Raw genomic sequence first — 17,745 nt, 5'->3', positions numbered from 1 at the left:
GAAAGCGCCACCAGTCATTCGTTGCTCACTGTTGAGCGTGCTCAATACCCGGCCGCCTTTCGGTCTCAAGTGACGCCTCGGAAAAGCCTTTAAGGCGCCACTGAGCATCCAGCAGGATTTCTTGAGCGTCAAGGCGCGGATGTACTCGTGTGGGCCATTCTCAATGTGTCGGTGAAGGACCTGGACCACGCCTCGACGGTCTCGCTGGCGAACAGGTCTGTCGAGTACTCGAAAGTGACCGTGATGGTGTCGGCTTCGGGGGCGATCACGACGTAGAGCTCGTTGCGGGCCACGCCCTGGGTGGGGAGGGCGCGTACGGCGGTCGACACGTCCCGGAGGTTCAGCGCCGGTGGCTCTGTGGTGATCACTGTGAACAGGACCGTGGGGAACAGGGCGTCCTCGAGGCCGGGTGACACCAGGGACACCACGTCCGTCAAGGGGAGTTCCTGGTGGTCGAGGGCCGTGAAGAGGGAGGTGCCCAGCTGTGTCACGAGGTCGGCGAAGGTTTCGGCCTCGCCCAGTCGGGCCCGCAGCAGTACGGCGTCGCCCAGGATGCCCACGATCTCCGAGCGGTCGCGTCGGACACGGTTCGCGCTGGATGCCGCCAGGACGATGTCCTTCCGTTCGCCGCACAGTTCGCCCAGCCATGTGGCGAACACGGCCGCCAGCACCGTGTAGGTGGTGGTGCCCAGGCGGGTCGCCGTGTCGGCCAAGCGGGCGGGGGTGTCGTCGTCGATGACCCAGGTGTGCAGGGCGCCCCGGCCGGACAGGGTGCCTGGGTGTGGGTGGTCGTAGGGGAGGGACGGGCGTAGGGGGATGCCTTCGAGTCCGGTGCGCCAGAAGCGCTCCAGGGCTGTCCTGCGTTCATCCGGCAGTCCGAGTTCCGATCGGGCGAAGTCGGTGAACTGGGCGATTTCGTGGGGTAGTTGGGGATTCGTTCCAGCCCGTCGCGCGTTGTACAGCTCCTCCAGGTCGCGCCGGATGATGCCCAGGGACCAGCCGTCGCAGACCGCGTGGTGGAACACCGTCACCAACACCCAGTGGCCCGGGGCGAGGCGGGCCAGGCGGAAGCGGAAGAGGGGGGCTCGGTCCATCGCGAACGGGGTGGAGGTCTGCTCGCGGCACCAGCGGTCCACGGCCTCCTCCGCGTTCCCGGCGCGGAGGTCGCTGATCGGCAGGTCCACGGGGACGTCGGCCAGGACTTCCACCGCGTACTCCCCGTCCTGCCGTCGGACGGAGCGGCTGCGCAACGCGTGATGGCGTGCCACCAGGTCCGCTAGGGCCTGCCTCAAGATGCCGGGGTCCAGGTCGCCGCGCAGGTCCATGCGGTGGGCGATGTTGTAGACGCTCGGGTCGGTGCGCGCGTGGTGGCGGCGCCACAGCCGGCGCAGGGTGGACGGCATGGGCGCGGTGTCCAGGACACGGCCCCGTGTCGCGATGCCCCGGATGGTCGGATCCAGGAAGAAGTCGGCCATCGTCAGGTCGACACCGGCCTCGTCCCGCATGCGGTTCAGCAGCCTGATCGCGCTCAGGGAGTGGCCGCCGAGTTCGAAGAACGACGTGGTGACCGGGACCGGGTCCGCGTCCAGCTCCTCGCACCACAGGTCGTGCAGCGTCTTCTCCAGGGCCGTGGCCGGCACGGAGTCCGGAGTCGCGTCGGAGCCGTGGCCCGGCTCGGGCAGGGCCGTGCGGTCCAGCTTGCCCGAGGCGTTCACCGGCAGCCGGTCCAGGGGCACCCAGCGGCGGGGCACCAGGTGGTCGGGCAGGTCGGCGGCGAGCGCGGCGCGCAGGGGGTCGAGGCCGGCCGTCGGGTCGGTGGGGGCCACGTACGCGACCAGTTCCGTGTCGCCGTGGCGGTCCCGGCGGGTGAGGACCGCGGCGTCCCTGACGGCCGGCAGTGCCGTCAACGCCGCCTGGATCTCGCCGGGTTCGACCCGGTAGCCGCGGATCTTGACCTGGTCGTCCGCCCGGCCCAGGTAGTCCAGGACGCCGTCCGTACGCAGACGGCCCAGGTCGCCCGTGCGGTACAGCACCCCGCCCGTGCCGTCGTCGAGGAAGGCCGCGGCGGTCTCGGCGGGGCGGTCGTGGTAGCCGTACGACACCGGCGTCCCGCCCACATGGATCTCGCCGACCGCCCCGACCGGTACCTGCCGGCCCGTGCCGTCCAGCAGCAGGACGCGTGCTCCCGGCACCGGGGTGCCGATCGGCGGCCACTCCTCGCCGTCCGGGTCGACGCGGTGCGAGGTGACGATGACCGAGGTCTCCGTGGGGCCGTACTGGTTGTACAGCGTGCAGTGGGGGTGCGTGGCGAGGAAGCGGCGGAACGCGGTGGTGAGCTGGAGTGCCTCGCCGGCCGAGAACAGCTCGCGCAGGGACGGCAGTTCGGGGGCGGTCTCCATCAGGTACTTCAGCGGGGTGCAGGGCATGAACAGCCGCTGCACCTCATGGCGGCGCACCGCCTCGGCCACCGCCTCCGGGTCGTGCCGTACGGCATCGTCGACGAGGACCAGCGCGGCTCCCGAGGCCAGCGTCGTGAAGATCTCCTGCACGCTGACGTCGAACGCCGGTGACGTCCACTGCAGGGTACGGAGCGCCGCGTGGCGGCTCAGGTGCCCCCGGACCAGGTTCGCCGGGCCCCGGTGCGGTACGACGACGCCCTTCGGACGGCCGGTCGAGCCCGAGGTGTGGATGCAGTACGCCGGGTCCTCCGGGCGGGCCCCCTCCGGTACGGGGCCGGCGGGGAGTGTGTCGTCCACCTGTTCCACCCGCTGGACGGGCAGCCCTGTCGCCAGCTCCGGGTGCGCGGTGAGGGCGGCGCCGGAGGTGAGCAGGAGGACGGGGGTGGCGTCGGCGAGGAGCAGTGAGAGACGGGGGGTGGGCAGGGACGGGTCGAGGGGGAGGTAGGCCGCCCCGCTCTTGAGCACCGCGAGCAGGGCCGTGATCAGGTGCGGGCCGCGCGGCAGGAGCACCGCCACCCGTTCCCCGCGTGCCGCTCCCCGGGTCCGGAGCTGCCGGGCGAGGCGGTCGGCCGCCGCGTCCAGGTCCGCGTAGGAGAGCCGCTGTTCCCCGCTGATCAGCGCTACGGCGTCCGGGGTGCGGCGGGCCTGGTGTTCGAACAGGCCGTGCAGGGTGCCGGGGGACGCCGCGTCGTCCGGGCCGGCCGGATGCTCCCAGCGGGCCAGGGTCTCGCGGTCGGCGGTGGTGAGGGCGGTCAGTTCGGGGAGCGGCGCGTCGGGGGTCTCCAGGGCGCGGCGCAGCACCTGCTCGACGTAGTCCACGAAACGGCGCACCGTGGTCTCGTCGAAGAGGGCCGTGTCGTACTCGACCATGAACCGGACGCCGCCCGCGTGATGGGTGAGATAGACGCTGAGGTCGAACGGGGCACGGGCGCTCGGCACGTCGAGCAGGGTGGCCGTCAGACTCGGCGGGTCGAAGGGGGCCTCGCCCTCGTTCTCGTACTCCACCATCACCTGGAACAGCGGATTGCGGCCCGGGTCGCGACGCGGGTTGAGCGCGCCCACCAGCTCGTCGAAGGGGACGCCACTGTGTTCGTACGCCGAGGTACTGCTCTCGCGGACCCGGTGCAGCAGGGCCGGGAAGTCCGGGTCGCCGGTGAGGTCCAGGCGCAGCGGCACGGTGTCGAGGAACAGGCCCACATGGTCCTCGGCGCCGACGGGACGGGCGGCGACCGCGGTACCGATCACCACGTCCCGCTGCCCGCTGAACCGGCCCAGGACCGCGCCGATCGCGCCGGTCAGCGTCATGAAGAGGGTGGCGCGCTGCCGGGCCGCGAACGCCCGCAGCCCGCCGGTCAGTTCGGCGTCGAGGGCGTGCGTGAGGCTCGCGCCCGCTCCCGACCTGACCGGCGGACGGGGCCGGTCGGTGGGCAGGGCCAGCTCCGGTGCGCCGCCGAGGCGCCGCCGCCAGAAGTCGAGCGAGACGGGATCCGGCTCGGCGGCCCTGGGCGGTTCGGGCAGAGGCCCCGGTGCGGGACATCCGCTCCGCCGGGCGCGGTAGTACGCGGCCAGGTCGCGGGCCAGTACGGCCGTGGAGGAGGAGTCGAAGACGATGTGGTGTGCCATGAGGAACAGCAGGTGGTGTTCCGGGGACAGGCGGAGCAGGCGGGCCGTGACCAGCGGGCCCGAGGAGAGGTCGAGTCCGTGGTCCGCCGCGAGCGTCGCCCCTAGCGCCTCCTCCTGCGTCGACCCCGTGTGGTCCTCCACCGGGCAGTCGAGCGGCATACGGTCGCGTATCTCCTGGTACGGGACACCGGCCGTGTCACCGAAGACCGTGCGCAGCGCCGGGTGGCGTTCCGCGACGCGGTCCAGCGCCCAGCGCAGCGCCGGTACGTCCAGCGGGCCGTCCAGCCGGATCGCCTTGGGCTCGTGGTACATGGTGGTGCCCGGGTGCAGTTGCTCCAGGAACCAGATACGGCGCTGGGCGGGGGTGAGGGGGGTCCGGGGCGTACGGCGGGGCTCGGGCAGGGCCCGCGCTGTCGCCTGAGGGGTCACCTTGGGGGTCGCCTTGGGGGTCGCCTGCCGCACCCGGTCCAGGACCGGCAGTGCCGCCAGCACCTTCTCCCTCGGTACGCCGAAGTCCACGAAGCAGGCGATCTCGTCCGCTCCGGCGGCCAGCAGACCCCGTACGGTCTCCGCCGCCGTGTGCTCGTCGCCGATCAGCGCGCGGGAGTCGCAGTAGCGCTCGTAGGCGCGCCCGAGGAGGAACTCCACGTCCTCCTCCGGGGTGTTCTCCAGGTCCACCTGGAAGCCGAGACTGTTGGTGACCTGGTCGAAGAGGGAGAGCGAAGACCGCAGATACGACAGGAACGGCCGGTACGCTTCGGCCCGCGCCCGTTCCGCGTCGTCCTCCAGGTACGTGTGCACGAGCACCACGACGCGCCCGGCCGCCGGGTCAAGGCCGTGCTCGGCACGGCAGCGCCGGTACAGCGCGATGTTCTCGGCCAGTTGCTCCACCGTCTGCGTCATCAGATTGGTGACCACGCCGAGGTCCTCGGCGGCCGCCCGGCGGTAGCTGTCCGGGTTCCCGACGACGGCCACGTACATCGGCGGCCGTTCCTGTACGGGGCGCGGATGCAGGCGGATCTCCACGGGGGTGCCGTCGCCCGCCGTCGTCTGCAGCGACTGCCCGGACCACAGGTCCCGTACGGCCGCCAGGTGCTCGTACATCACCTCGCGGTGCCGGCCGAAGTGCTGCGGGGCGAGCGCGAAGTCGGTGGCGTGCCAGCCGCTCGCGAAACACAGGCCCGTCCGGCCGCCGGAGATGTTGTCGACGACCGACCACTCCTCGGCGACCCGGGCGGGATGGTGCAGCGGCAGCACCACGGAACCGGCGTGCAGCCGGACCCGGCTGGTCCGGGCGGCGAGGGCCGCGGCCAGGACGGAGGGGTTGGGGAAGAGCGCGCCGAAGGAGTTGAAGTGCCGTTCGGGGAACCACAGGGCGTGGAAGCCGTGCTCGTCGGCGAAGTCGGCGGCGGCCATGATCAGGCCGTATTTGTCGTGGTCGGTGTGCTGGGGGTAGTCGCCGAAGAAGTAGAGGCTGAAGTCGAACGTTTCTGAGTCTGAGGGAGAGGGGGAGGGGGCGAGGGTGGGCTTGGCAACGGGTACCGGCGGCTGGGCGGGTGCCGTCGTGATGCCGGTGCCGGTCGTCGCGAGTACGTCAAGCTGGCGGGAGATCATGTCGCCGACTTGGCCCACCAGTTGCTCCGCCAGCCGTAGCTGCTGACCGAACAGGGCGTGGAGGTCGGGGGAGGCCTCCTGGGGAGCGGCGGGCGCCGCCGGTTCCTGGACCGCGGGTGCCTCTGGTGCCATGGCCGAGGGTTCCCGCACCACCGGCGCGTCGCCCCGCAGTCGCGCGACCCGTTCGGCCAGTCGCCGCGGTGTGTCGGCCGAGTCGAACACCTCGCGGACCGGGACACGGACGCCGTACCGCTGTTCCAGCTCGGTCGTCATGCTCATCAGGGAGAGCGAGTCGGCGCCGAGTTCGAAGAAGGAGCTGTCGGGGGTGATGTCGGCGGTCGGGCGGCCCAGCTTGTCGGCCGTCAACTGCCGTATGGCGTCCACGACTTCATCAGCTTGAGGTTCAGGCCGTTCAGGTGCCGCCACCGGCGTCTCCGTTCGGTACGGCACCCTGCTCCGTCGCAGGGGATGCCCGGGGAGCTGCACCCGGCCGGCGTCGTCGCCGCTGAGCGCCCGCCAGTCCAGCTCGGCGCCCCTGCGGTACAGCGAGCCGAGCGCCGTAAGGAAACCGTGCGCCTGCTCGGCGGCCCCGTCCCCTTCGCCCTGCCCGCTCAGCCAGCGGCTGTCGGGAACGCAGTGCCGGCCGAGCCCGGTGAGGGTCCGCCCGGCGCCGATCTCCACGAAGTCCCGGAACCCCTGCTCGACGGCCGCGTCCATGGTGAGGTCGAAGCGGACCGGCTGCCGGGCCTGCCGGCAGAGATAGTCCACGTCGACCGTCCAGCCCACCGGGCGCGGCTCGCCGTCGGCCGTGGTCACCAAGGGGGTGTGCAGCGGACGGTACGTCACGTCGCGCGCACGGGTCCGGAACTCGTCCAGGGCGCCGGCGATCTCCGCGGAGTGGAACGCCCGGTCGACCGGCAGCGCACGCCACCGCAGGCCGTCCAGGTCGAGCAGCCGTGCCGCCTCCTTCAGGACGTGCGGCGGGCCCGAGAGCACCTGGGCGCGCGGGCCGTTGACCGCGGCGAGTTCCGCACCGGCGGCGTCCGCGAAGCGTAGCGCGGTGGCCTGGTCGGCCCGGACGGCGAGCATGCCCCCGGCCGGACAGCGGGCCTGCATGAGGCGCCCGCGCCAGACGGTGAGCCGCAGCCCGTCCTCCAGGGTCAGGGCGCCGGCCGCGTACAGGGCGGCGTACTCGCCGACGCTGTGGCCGAGCAGGAGACCGGGGCGTATTCCGGTGGCCCGCCAGGCGTCCGCCAGCGCCGCCTGGTGGGCGAAGAGGGCGGCCTGCGCGGTCTCGGTGGGCCAGATGTCGTCTTCCGCGGTGAGACCGGCGAAATCGGTGAGATCGGCGAGACCTGTGCGACCGGGGGCGGCCAGGAGCGGTTCCAGCAGACTGCCGCCGAACTCCCCGGCGTAGAGCTTCTCGCACCGGTCGAGCGTGGCCCGTGCCGCCGGGTGCGTGGCGTAGAGGCCGTTCGCCATGCCGCGGCGGGCGCTGCCCTGGCCCGGGAAGGCGAAGGCGACCGGGCCGGGAGGGGAGGCCTCGGGGTGATTGTCCTCCTCCAGTGCGCGGGCGAGTTCGCCGGCCGTGCGGCCGACCACGGCGGTGCGTGCCGCGCGGTGCGGCCTGCCGAGGGCCAGGGTGGCGGCCACATCGGCGGCCGGGAGGTCCGGCCGGGCCAGCAGCCGGTCGCGGAGCCCGGCCGTCAGCTCGGCGAGGGCCTCGGTGTCGCGAGCCGACACGGGGACCAGGACGGGCAGTTCCTCAGCGGAACGAGGGCGAGCGGGCGGGGCCTCCTCCAGCACCACATGGGCGTTGGTGCCGCCGACGCCGAGCGCGCTGACCCCGGCCCGGCGGGGCACACCGTCCGGCACCGCCCAGGGGCGCAGTTCGGTGGCCAGCGTCAACACACCGTCGGACAGTGGGAGTTCCGGGTTGGGCCGGTTCAGATGCGGTGTCGGCACCAGGGTGCGGTGGCGCAGCATCAGGACCGTCTTGATGAGCCCTGCCATTCCGGCACAGCTGTCGAGGTGCCCGATGTTGGGCTTCACCGAGCCGACGACACAACCGACGGAACGGCCCGGGCGCCCCGCGTTCTCGCCCAGCACCCGTGCCAGCGCCGTGAGTTCCACCGGGTCGCCGAGCCGCGTTCCCGTGCCGTGCGCCTCCACGTACGAGATCGTCTCGGCGGGCACGTCGGCCCTGCGCAGGGCCTGCCGTACGACGTCGGCCTGTCCCTCGACTCCGGGGGCGCTGAAGCCGACCTTGGCGGCGCCGTCGTTGTTGACAGCGGAGCCCAGGATCACCGCGTGCACGGTGTCGCCGTCGGCCAGTGCCCGGTCGAGGCGCTTGAGCAGGACGGCGGCCACGCCGTTGCCGCCGACCGTGCCGTCGGCCTCCGCGTCGAAGGCACGGCACCGTCCGGTGGGGGACAGGATCGACCCGGGGTGGCTGTGATAGCCGGTCTCCTGGGGCAGATGCACGGCCGCCGCGCCCGCCAGCGCCAGGTCCGTCTCGCCGGTCAGCAGCGCCTGGACCGCGAGGTGCACCGCGACCAGCGACGTGGAACAGGCCGTCTGCACACCGATCGCCGGGCCGGTGAGACCGAGCCGGTAGGCGACCCGGGTGGCGAGGAAGTCGGGCTCCTGCCCGATGGCCGTCTGCATTCCGGCGGCGGGGTCGGCCGGGTCGTACGGCGAGCCGGTGACGGACGGCTGCTGGTGGTCGTAGAGGTTCATGCCCGACCCGGCGAACACCCCGACCCTGACGCCCGGCGCGGTCGCCGCGTGGCCGCCGTCCTCCAGCGCCTGGTGGCAGCACTCCAGGAACAGCCGGTGCGCGGGATGCGTGAGCCCGGCCTCCTTGGGGCTCAACCCGAAGAAGTCCGTGTCGAACTCCTCGACGCCGTCGAGGACTCCGGCGACGGGCACGTGGCCGGGCGCGCGGCGCTGCTCCGGGGTGAGGCCCGCCGCCGCGAGCTCCGGCTCGCCGAACACCCGGACGCTGTCCACGCCGTCCCGCAGATTGGCCCAGAACCCCTCCGCCGAGTGCGCGCCGGGGAAGCGCAGCGCCAGTCCGATGACGGCGACCCGTCGTTCGGGGGAGTCCGCGGCGGAGGGGCCTCTGACCGCCTCGGGGGCGGCCGCGGCCGCCGGCCGGCTCGCGAGATGCGCGGCGAGTGCCGTGACCGTCGGATGCTCGAAGAACGCGGTCTGCGCGATCGGCATGCTGAGACGTTCCGCCAGCCGGTTCCGCAGGCGCACCAGCAGTACGGAGGTCAGGCCGAGTTCGTAGAAGGGCACGTCCGCGTCGACCGGACGGCCCAGCAGGGCGCCCAGTTCCTCCCGGACGGCCCGGGTCACGGTGTCCGCGTCCGGCCGGACATCCGGGGCCGTGCCGCCGAAGCCACCGTCCATCAACCTGTTCTGGAGTTCCGCGCGGCGCACCTTGCCCGCCGGGGTGCGCGGGAACTCGTCGGCCGGCACGGGCAGGACGTGGGCGGCGGTGAGCCTGAGGCGGGTGAACAGCGCCGCCTTCAGCTCGGTGGTGATCCGGGTGTCCTCGGCGGCGCCGCGGCTGACGAAGAACACCGCGAGTTCCTCCGTGCCCCGCTCCGGGTGCGGGATGCCGCAGGCGGCTATCTCGCCCTGTCGGACACCGTCGACGGCGGTGGCGGTCTCCTCCACCTCGTGGCAGTACACGTTGTGGCCGTTGAGGATGATCAGGTCCTTGCGCCGGCCCGTGATGACGACCTGGCCGCCGTCGAGGAAGGCCAGATCGCCCGTGTCCAGCCAGTCCCGCCCGGCGGGGTAGGCCGCGGCGTCCGCCTCGGGGTTGTCGACGTAGCCGGGGGTGAGCCGCGCGGGGGAGTGGACCTGGAGCCGGCCGATCCGGCCCGGCGGGGCGAGGTCGCCGTGGTCGTCCACGACGCGCAGGGTGACGCCGTGCGCGGGCGAGCCGGAGGCGACGAAGGTGACGCAGTCGGCGTCCGGGGCGTCCGCACCGGCCGGGACCAGGTCCCCGCCCAGGCTGCTCTTGAGCAGGCGGTGCACGGTCCCCGGCCGGTCGAGCCGGCCGTAGGTGACGGCCGTGACCGTCTCGGCCATGCCCCAGGCCGGGGCGAGGTGCTCCTCGCGCACCCCGTACGGGGCCGTCGCGTCGAGGAAGCGGCGCAGCACCGGCAGCACGACCCGCTCGCCCCCGCACAGCAGGGACTTGAGGCCGCGCAGGTCCCAGTGGCCGTCGGGCCGCTCGGCGAGCGCGTCGGCGACCAGCCGGTAGGCGAAGGTGGGCGCCCAGCCGTGCCGCGCCCGGTGTTCGTGGAGGAGGTCCAGCCAGCGCAGCGGGTCGGCGAGCACATGCTCGGTGGGCGCGTGGACGTTGGTGCAGCCGGTGAAGACCGCGAGCAGGTGGTAGAGCAGGAAGGCGCCGCTGTGGTCGACCGGCAGCCAGTTCACCATGGTGTCGTCCGGGCGGACGTCGAGGATCCGCCGGCTGCTCGCCGCGAAGTCGGCCAGCCCGGCGTGCGTCAGCCGCGCCGCCTTCGGTACGCCGGTGCTGCCCGAGGACAGCATCAGCAGGGCGGTGTCGGACGGGTCCGGCGTGACATGGTCGTCGTCCCTGGCCGGCGTGTTCAGACAGTCCGCGGCGAGGGCGACGCGCGGTGCGGGCGTGGCGTGGGCGAGCGCCGCGGCGCCGGGCGCGTCGGTCAGGACCAGCGGCCGGTCGAGTAACGCGCAGGCCTGCCGCAGGCGTTCGAAGGCCGGGGAGCCCGGCGCCGGATGCTCGGCGATGGCCACCGGCAGGGCACCGCCCAGCACACAGGCCCAGAAGGCGGGGAAGAACTCGGTGAGCGGCAGCCCGCACAGCACCACCGCGTCGCCGCGCCGCAGCCCGTGGGCCCGCAGGCCGGCGAGCATACGGCGGGCCGCGTCCAGCAGTTCGGGATACGACCGTGAGGTCGTGGCGCCGTCGGCGGCGACGGTGACGACAGCTCCGGGAGCGGACCGGGCGGCGCTCAGCAGCGCCCGCACGGCGTCGACCGGATCGTCCTCGGTGCGTTCGGGCTCAGGGCCCCGGCAGACGGCTTGCCCCCGTAGACGTTCCATGAGTGTCCTCTCCCTCTTCTTCACTGGTGGACGAACGGTCTTCGCCGCCGGCGGGCGGACGGTCCTCGGCGCTACGCGCGTCGCGTCGCCGGACGGTGAGCAGCAGCAGGATCAGCGCCCCGCACGCCGCCGCCCCGTGGAAGACACCCACGACGGCGAGCGCGGGCAGGGCCTCGAGCGCGGCCGCGGCGGCGATCGTGCCCAGGGCGAACCCGGACTGCTCGGCGGTGGCGGACAGGCCGAACAGCCGGCCGCGCTGCCGGTCGGGGGCCGCCTGGAGGCGCGAGGTGTAGACGATCTCGGTCCAGCCGTCCGCGAACCCGGCCGCCACGGCCGCCGCGATCAGGGCCGGGGCGGGCGGTCCGGTGAACGCGGCCACGAAGCACAACGACATCGCGCAGGTGCCGACGGCGAACGCGCGCTCGCCCCAGGACGTCCCGTGCGACCGGCGTTTGAGGACCTGGTGGGCCAGCAGGGTGCCCACCGCCCACGCCGCCCAGAACCGGGCCATGAACACCGCCGGCTCTGACGGCTCGGCCGCGTGCGCCGCCAGCGGCAGGGCGACGTTGTGCGACGCGGACGCCAGCGCGTCGAGCCCCCGCAGTGCGATCAGGGCGAGCAACGGGCCCGCGAGGCCTGTGATCCGGCGCCGCAGCCGCCCGCCACGCACTGACGCGGGCTCGTCCCCGTCGCCCTCCGCGGCCCCCGGGTCGTTCACCGCGTCGCCGCCGGTGTCGCTCTCGCCGTCGCTGTCCGTGCGCGGCCGGAGCATCAGCACCGCGACGGCGGACACCGCGAAGCTCGCGGCGTTGACCCCGAACGCGACGCCGAAACCGCCGAGCGAGATGATCGGCGCGGCCGACGCGAAGCCCAGCACCGTGGCGGCGGACCGGGCCGTGACCAGCACGCCGTTCGCCCGGGCGCGGTCGTCCTGCCCGACCATGACCGGAACCGCGCTGCGCAGGGCGACGTTGAAGAACGTGTTCCCCGCGCCCAGCACGACCACCGCCCCGAGCAGCACCCACAGCGGCGTGCGCGACGCCCAGAGAGCGAGCACCACCATGGCGAGGGTCTGAGCGAGGTCCGTCGCCACCATGACGGTCCGGCGCGTGAGCCTGGCGGTCACGGCCCCGGCGGTGAGACCGGCCGTGACACCGGACAGCAGCCGCACCGCCATCACCGCGCCCACGCCCAGGGCGCTGCCGGTGACCTCGTACGAGAACAGGCTGAGCGCGATCAGGTTCAGGTAGGTCCCGTAGGCCGACACGGCGTGCGCGACCACCAGGGACCGGAACCTCCAGTCCACCCCCGTCACCAAACTCCTCAACCTGGCAGGGCCAGGATTCGGCCGCTCGGCATATTCGATCGCAGCGTAGCCCGACGAAGGGGCGGGGGCGGGGTGTTGTCGAGTATCCGGTGATCAGCGCGATGCCGACGGCGGCCGGGGATGTCAGCCCGGCGAGGCCAGCGACCGGTCCCTCACCCGTTCCAGATGCCGGGCGAACACCTCGCGCGCGTCCGGCGTCAGGGTCCGCAGGGCCATCAGTGCCGTGATCACCACGTCGCACAGTTCCGACTGGACGTCGTCCCAGCCGTGGGTCACGCCCTTGCGCGGGTTCTGGCCGGTCGCGCCGATCACCGCCTCGGCGACCTCCCCGACCTCCTCGGACAGCTTCAGGATGCGCAGGAGCACGCCCTCGCGGCCCTCGACGGGGCGGTTGGTGTCGAGCCACTCGCACAGGGTGTCGACGGTGGCCCACAGTTCGGGTCCGGGCGATGTCTGATCGTTCATGGGGCGGCAGCCTGCCACGAGGGTCTGACAACGCCCGATCCGCCGCCCTACTCCAGGTACTCCTCGTCGAACAGTGGGTCCTGCTCGCCCTCCTTGGCCTTCCGCAGCCGCCTGGTGCGCGCCCCCACGACCAGCACCGTCCCGGCCGCCGTCGCGGCGAACGCCACCGGAATCATCCAGCCCCGGTTCACGGCGTGCCCGAGCAGATGGTCCAGGGAGAGCCGCCCCGGGCCGGTGACGGCCAGGCCGGCGGCCGTCAGGCCCAGCGTCGCCGCGTACTCGTAGCCGCCGCCCTGGTTGAAGAACCCGTTCGGCGTGTGCACCGCGGCCGCCCCCGCCATCGCACCGGCCGCCGCGGCACCGGCCGCCGGAGTGGCCAGGCCCAGGGCCAGCAGCGTGCCGCCGCCGGTCTCCGCGAGGCCGGCCGCCGTCGCGCTCACCTCGCCCGGGACGTAGCCCACGGACTCCATGAACTGGCCGGTGCCCTCGATGCCGCCCCCGCCGAACCAGCCGAACAGCTTCTGCGTGCCGTGGGCGGCCAGCACACCGCCCGTCCCCAGCCGGAGCAGCAGCAGGCCCAGATCACGTCGGTGGTAACGCCTCACGTCGTCTCCCGGAGCGGACAGCAGGAACAGCGGACAGCAGGGACAGTGGACAGCAGGGACAGCGGAGCACTGTCGTCGTTCCCACCGTCGCACCCCTGACCTCCCCTGACACCCGGCGGAGCCGCCCGGGACGCCGTTCGGGTGGCACGGGTGGCGTGGTCCGCCGACCGGTACGAGGCTGACTGGCATGACGATTCAGACCACGCGCCTCAGTGACCCGGCCGTCCGCGCCTTCGTGACCGCCGTGAACAATCACGACCGCGAGAGCTTCATGGAGCTCCTCGCGCCGGGCGCGACCATGGCGGACGACGGCTCCGACCGCGACCTCGCCGACTGGGTGGACCGGGAGATCTTCTTGTCCCACGGCCATATGCAGGTCGACAGCGAGTCCAATGACGGCCGCTCCCTCGTCGCCCACTACAACAACGACACCTGGGGCGAGATGCGCACCCGGTGGAGCTTCACGGTCGACGACGACGGCAGGATCTCCCGCTTCGAGACCGGGCAGGCCTGAAAGACCCTGTCCCGGGGTCTTGCCTTCGCGTGGGCTTCAACTCATAGCGTCCCCGGGCATGGACACCACACGCACACTGGGACGCAGCGGCATCGAGGTGAGCGCCCTGGGCTTCGGCTGCTGGGCGATCGGCGGGGAGTGGCAGGGGCCCGACGGGCAGCCGTTCGGCTGGGGCAAGGTCGACGACGAGGAGTCCGTACGGGCGGTGCGGCGCGCCCTCGACCTGGGTGTCACCTTCTTCGACACGTCCGACAACTACGGCACCGGGCACAGCGAACGCGTGCTGGGCCGGGCCCTCGGCAAGCGCAGGGCCGACGTGGTCGTCGCCACCAAGTGGGGCTACCTCTTCGACGAGCGGACACGGACCGCCGACGGCAGCGACGACTCCCCGGCCCACCTGCGCCGCGCGCTGACCGCGTCCCTGCGCCGCCTCGACACGGACCATGTCGACCTGTACCAGTTCCACATCGGGGACGCCGCCCCCGAGCGGGCCGCCCTGCTCCGCGACGCCTGCGAGGAACTGGTGCGCGAAGGGCTGATCCGCGCCTACGCCTGGAGCACCGACGACCCGGCCCGCGCCGCCGTGTTCGCCGAGGGCCCGCACTGCGCCGCCGTCCAGCACGCCCTCAACCTCCTGCAGGACGCGCCCGACATGCTCCGGCTGTGCGAGGAGGCGGGCCTGGCCAGCATCAACCGCAGTCCGCTCGCCATGGGGCTGCTCGCCGGGAAGCGCCCGGCCCACCAGCCGCTGGAGAGCGGGGACATCCGCAGCAGGCCGCCCGCCTGGCTGCAGGGGTTCGGCGACGGATCCGGCGCCGACCCGGAATGGCTCGCCCGCGTCGAGGCCGTCCGCTCCATCCTCACCAGTGAGGGCCGGACCCTCGCCCAGGGCGCCCTGGCCTGGCTGTGGGCCCGCAGTCCCGCCACCGTCCCGATCCCCGGCTTCCGCTCGGTCGCGCAGGCGGAGGAGAACGCGGGTGCGATGGAGAAGGGAGCACTGACCGGCGGGCAACTGGCCGAGATCGACCAGTTGCTCGGGCGGTAGCCGCCGTCGAGTTGTGCGGCAGTCGTTCCACGTACCGGTGCGTACCCCGCGGTCCCACGCGGGGTCCACCCCCACCCGGTGCCGTGGAACGACTGCCGCCTCCCCCCTGGATGTGGCCGACGGAAGCTGTCTGCTCCAAGTGTGAAGCTTTGGTGTAGGAGAGTTGAGCATAAGCGCCCGACCGGCCGCAATAGGGCGGACGTTGTAATTCCGGTTGTGCAGGTTGACGAGTTGACGAACCCGGGACCGGTACTCAGCCGCGCCCGATGTACGGCATCGCCGTAGCGAGTACGGTCGCGAACTGCACGTTCGCCTCCAGCGGCAGCTCCGCCATGTGCCGCACCGTGCGGGCCACATCGGCGACGTCCATCACCGGTTCCGGGGCCACCTCCCCGTTCGCCTGAAGCGCTCCCGTCTGCATACGGGACGTCATGTCGGTCGCCGCGTTGCCGATGTCGATCTGCCCCACCGCGATCCCGTACGGCCGCCCGTCCAGCGACAGTGCCTTGGTCAGGCCGGTCAGCGCGTGCTTGGTCGCCGTGTAGGCCACCGAGTGCGGGCGGGGCGTGTGCGCGGAGATCGAGCCGTTGTTGATGATCCGCCCGCCCCGCGGGTCCTGCTCCTTCATCTGCCGGTACGCCGCCTGCGCGCACAGGAACGCCCCGTTGAGGTTGGTGTCCACCACATGCCGCCACGCGTCGTAGGGCAGCTCCTCGACCGGGACGCCGCCCGGTCCGAACGTGCCCGCGTTGTTGAACAGCAGGTCGACCCGCCCGAAGCGCCCGACGGTGTCGGTGAAGAGGGCGGACACGTCCTCGGGGCGTGAGACGTCCGTCCGTACGGCGAGAGCCGCGCCCTCGGGCGCCAGGGCCGCCGTCTCCTCCAGCGTCCCGACGCGCCGGCCCGCCAGCGCCACCGACCAGCCCGCGCGGAGCAGTTCCACGGCGACCGCCCGGCCGATACCGGAACCCGCCCCGGTCACCACCGCGACCGCATTTTCCTTGGCATTCATGGGCCCGCAGCGTACGGGAGGCCCGGCCATGCGGAACTCATCCGCCCGTCACGTGAGCGCGGTGTGCACGTCGTCCAGGTGTCGACCCCGGCCACTCCAATGCCCCGTGCAGCCATTCGCCAGGGGAGGACCGGATGACACCCGCAGCACACCCGTCCCAGCACGCCCCCGAACTCCGCGCGGCAGCCCGGCACATCGGCCGCCGCGGCTTCCTCACCACCACCGGGGCCGCCGCCGCGCTGGCCTTCGCGACCAATCTGCCCTCGGCCGGAGTCGCGGCCGCCGCCGAACTCGACGCCGCCCGGATCACCGAGAACCCGTTCACGCTGGGCGTCGGCTCCGGCGACCCCCATCCCGGCTCCGTGATCCTGTGGACCCGCCTCGCACCCGCCCCGTTCCAGGCCGACAGCGGACTGCCCGCCGAGCGCGTCACCGTCCAGTGGGAGCTGGCCCACGACGAGCGGTTCCGCCGCATCGCCCGGCGCGGCACCGTCACCGCGCACCCCGAGTTCCACCACACCGTCCACGTCGAGGTGAGCGGCCTGGAAGCCGGCCGCGTCCACTACTACCGCTTCCGCGTCGGCCGTTGGGTCAGCCCGGCCGGACGCACCCGCACCGCCCCGGACCCCGGCATCCGCGTCCCGGAACTCACCCTCGCCGCCGTCTCCTGCCAGGCCTACCACGACGGCTACTACACGCCGTACGCCCATCTCGCCGCCGACGACGTCGACCTCGTCTTCCACCTCGGCGACTACCTCTACGAGTACGCCGTCAACTCGGCGGGCGGGCAGCGCAAGTACACCGACCGCACCCTGCCCGACCTGTTCAACCGGGAGACGCTGACCCTGGAGGACTACCGCCTGCGGTACGCCCTCTACAAGTCCGACCCCGACCTGCGCGCCGCACACGCCGCGCACCCCTTCGTCGTCACCTGGGACGACCACGAGACCGAGAACAACTACGCCGACGAGATCCCCGAGAACGACGTCCCGCCGGAGGAGTTCCTGCTGCGCCGCGCCGCCGCCTACCGCGCCTACTGGGAGAACCAGCCGCTGCGCAGCCCGCAGCGCCCGGCCGGACCTGACATGCGGCTCTACCGCCGCCTGACCTGGGGCCGGCTCGCCCAGTTCGACGTCCTGGACACCCGCCAGTACCGCTCCGACCAGGCCTACGGCGACCAGGCGCACGTCCCAGGACCCGAGTCCGACGACCCGGCGCGCACCATGACCGGCGCGACGCAGGAACGATGGCTGCTCGACGGCTGGCGCTCCTCGCGGGCGCTGTGGAACGTCGTACCGCAGCAGGTCATGTTCGCCCGGCGGCACATGGACGCGACCACCCCGTCACGGGTGTCGATGGACGCCTGGGACGGCTACAGCGCCTCACGCCGGCGCGTCCTCGACGGGGCGAAGGCCGCCGGCGTCGAGAACCTGATGGTGCTCAGCGGCGACGTCCACTCGGCGTACGCCTTCGACATCAAGGACGACTTCGCCGACCAGACCTCGGCCACCCTCGGCACGGAGATCGTGGCCACCTCGGTCTCCAGCGGCCGGGACGGCGCCGAGAAGCCCCCGACCTGGGACACCTACATGTCCGCCAACCCGCATCTGAAGTTCTTCAACGGACGGCGCGGCTATGTGACGGTCGCCCTGGGCCAGGAGTCGGCGCGGGCCGACTTCAAGACGGTGCCGTACGTGACCACGCAGGGGGCGCCCGTCACGACGGCCGCGTCCTTCGTCACGGAGGCGGGGGAGCAGGGGCTCAAGCCGGCGTGAGGCGCGGCTCGCCCGTCTCGCCGGGGTAGCGGACGCCGACGCGTTCCCGGATCGCGTCGAGCGTCCGCATCACGGCGAGCGTGCCGTCGAGCGGGACGAGCGGGGACTCGGTCTCGCCGGCGCGCAGGGCGCGCATCACCTCGGCGGCCTCGTGGCGCAGGCTGTTGCGAGGCCCGTCCGCCGGGTCGGCCGTGAAC

General features: G+C 72.9%; 8 protein-coding genes and 1 pseudogene. 3 read left to right on the top strand and 6 right to left on the bottom strand.

Annotated elements, in window-relative coordinates; translation table 11 throughout:
- Positions 1-128 precede the first annotated feature (128 nt).
- The 4 genes from ACFTZL_RS23270 to ACFTZL_RS23255 form a co-directional block, all read right to left on the bottom strand.
- Positions 129-10,805: an amino acid adenylation domain-containing protein gene (locus ACFTZL_RS23270; RefSeq protein ID WP_382586002.1), complete on the bottom strand. Its 10,677-nt coding sequence runs from the start codon at positions 10,803-10,805 to the stop codon at positions 129-131.
- Positions 10,765-12,111, bottom strand: a complete 1,347-nt coding sequence (locus ACFTZL_RS23265; RefSeq protein WP_382585999.1) for an MFS transporter — start codon at positions 12,109-12,111, stop codon at positions 10,765-10,767. Before ACFTZL_RS23265 ends, ACFTZL_RS23270 begins: the two co-directional genes overlap by 41 nt.
- Before the next feature lie 144 nt (positions 12,112-12,255).
- Positions 12,256-12,597: a MazG-like family protein gene (locus ACFTZL_RS23260; RefSeq protein ID WP_382585996.1), complete on the bottom strand. Its 342-nt coding sequence runs from the start codon at positions 12,595-12,597 to the stop codon at positions 12,256-12,258.
- 47 nt (positions 12,598-12,644) lie between these two features.
- Positions 12,645-13,202, bottom strand: coding sequence for a DoxX family protein (locus ACFTZL_RS23255; RefSeq protein ID WP_382585993.1), 558 nt, complete (start codon positions 13,200-13,202; stop codon positions 12,645-12,647).
- Positions 13,203-13,389: 187 nt separating this feature from the next.
- Here ACFTZL_RS23255 and ACFTZL_RS23250 point away from each other — a divergent pair, with 187 nt between their 5' ends.
- Together ACFTZL_RS23250 and ACFTZL_RS23245 are read left to right on the top strand one after the other, a co-directional pair.
- Positions 13,390-13,716 carry a nuclear transport factor 2 family protein gene (locus tag ACFTZL_RS23250; protein ID WP_189724715.1) on the top strand — a complete coding sequence of 109 codons (327 nt, stop codon included), beginning with the start codon at positions 13,390-13,392 and terminating at the stop codon, positions 13,714-13,716.
- Positions 13,717-13,774: 58 nt separating this feature from the next.
- Positions 13,775-14,761: an aldo/keto reductase gene (locus tag ACFTZL_RS23245; RefSeq protein WP_382585990.1), complete on the top strand. Its 987-nt coding sequence runs from the start codon at positions 13,775-13,777 to the stop codon at positions 14,759-14,761.
- Between the two features lie 253 nt (positions 14,762-15,014).
- On the opposite strand, the gene ACFTZL_RS23240 is transcribed toward ACFTZL_RS23245, so the two are convergent.
- On the bottom strand, positions 15,015-15,773 hold the full coding sequence (locus ACFTZL_RS23240) for an SDR family oxidoreductase (protein ID WP_382585987.1): 759 nt from the start codon (positions 15,771-15,773) through the stop codon (positions 15,015-15,017).
- A gap of 134 nt (positions 15,774-15,907) precedes the next feature.
- Between ACFTZL_RS23240 and ACFTZL_RS23235 the strand changes: the two genes are divergently transcribed.
- On the top strand, positions 15,908-17,548 hold the full coding sequence (locus tag ACFTZL_RS23235; protein WP_382585984.1) for an alkaline phosphatase D family protein: 1,641 nt from the start codon (positions 15,908-15,910) through the stop codon (positions 17,546-17,548).
- On the opposite strand, the pseudogene ACFTZL_RS23230 reads toward ACFTZL_RS23235, so the two are convergent.
- A pseudogene (locus ACFTZL_RS23230) lies at positions 17,535-17,745 on the bottom strand (gfo/Idh/MocA family oxidoreductase); the annotation flags it as partial. The gene ACFTZL_RS23235 and the pseudogene ACFTZL_RS23230 sit on opposite strands and share 14 nt — an antisense overlap.

The organism is Streptomyces sp. NPDC056948 (assembly GCF_042674225.1).
Classification (GTDB): Bacteria; Actinomycetota; Actinomycetes; order Streptomycetales; family Streptomycetaceae; genus Streptomyces; species Streptomyces purpurascens.
The sequence above is the reverse complement of the archived record's forward strand: the minus strand, read 5'-3'. Positions and strand labels throughout refer to the sequence as shown.

Coding starts and splice junctions, on each gene's coding strand:
- ACFTZL_RS23245 (WP_382585990.1), top strand. CDS start 13,775: ATGGACACCACACGCACACTGGGACGCAGCGGCATCGAGGTGAGCGCC.
- ACFTZL_RS23270 (WP_382586002.1), bottom strand. CDS start 10,805: ATGGAACGTCTACGGGGGCAAGCCGTCTGCCGGGGCCCTGAGCCCGAA.
- ACFTZL_RS23260 (WP_382585996.1), bottom strand. CDS start 12,597: ATGAACGATCAGACATCGCCCGGACCCGAACTGTGGGCCACCGTCGAC.
- ACFTZL_RS23250 (WP_189724715.1), top strand. CDS start 13,390: ATGACGATTCAGACCACGCGCCTCAGTGACCCGGCCGTCCGCGCCTTC.
- ACFTZL_RS23240 (WP_382585987.1), bottom strand. CDS start 15,773: ATGAATGCCAAGGAAAATGCGGTCGCGGTGGTGACCGGGGCGGGTTCC.
- ACFTZL_RS23235 (WP_382585984.1), top strand. CDS start 15,908: ATGACACCCGCAGCACACCCGTCCCAGCACGCCCCCGAACTCCGCGCG.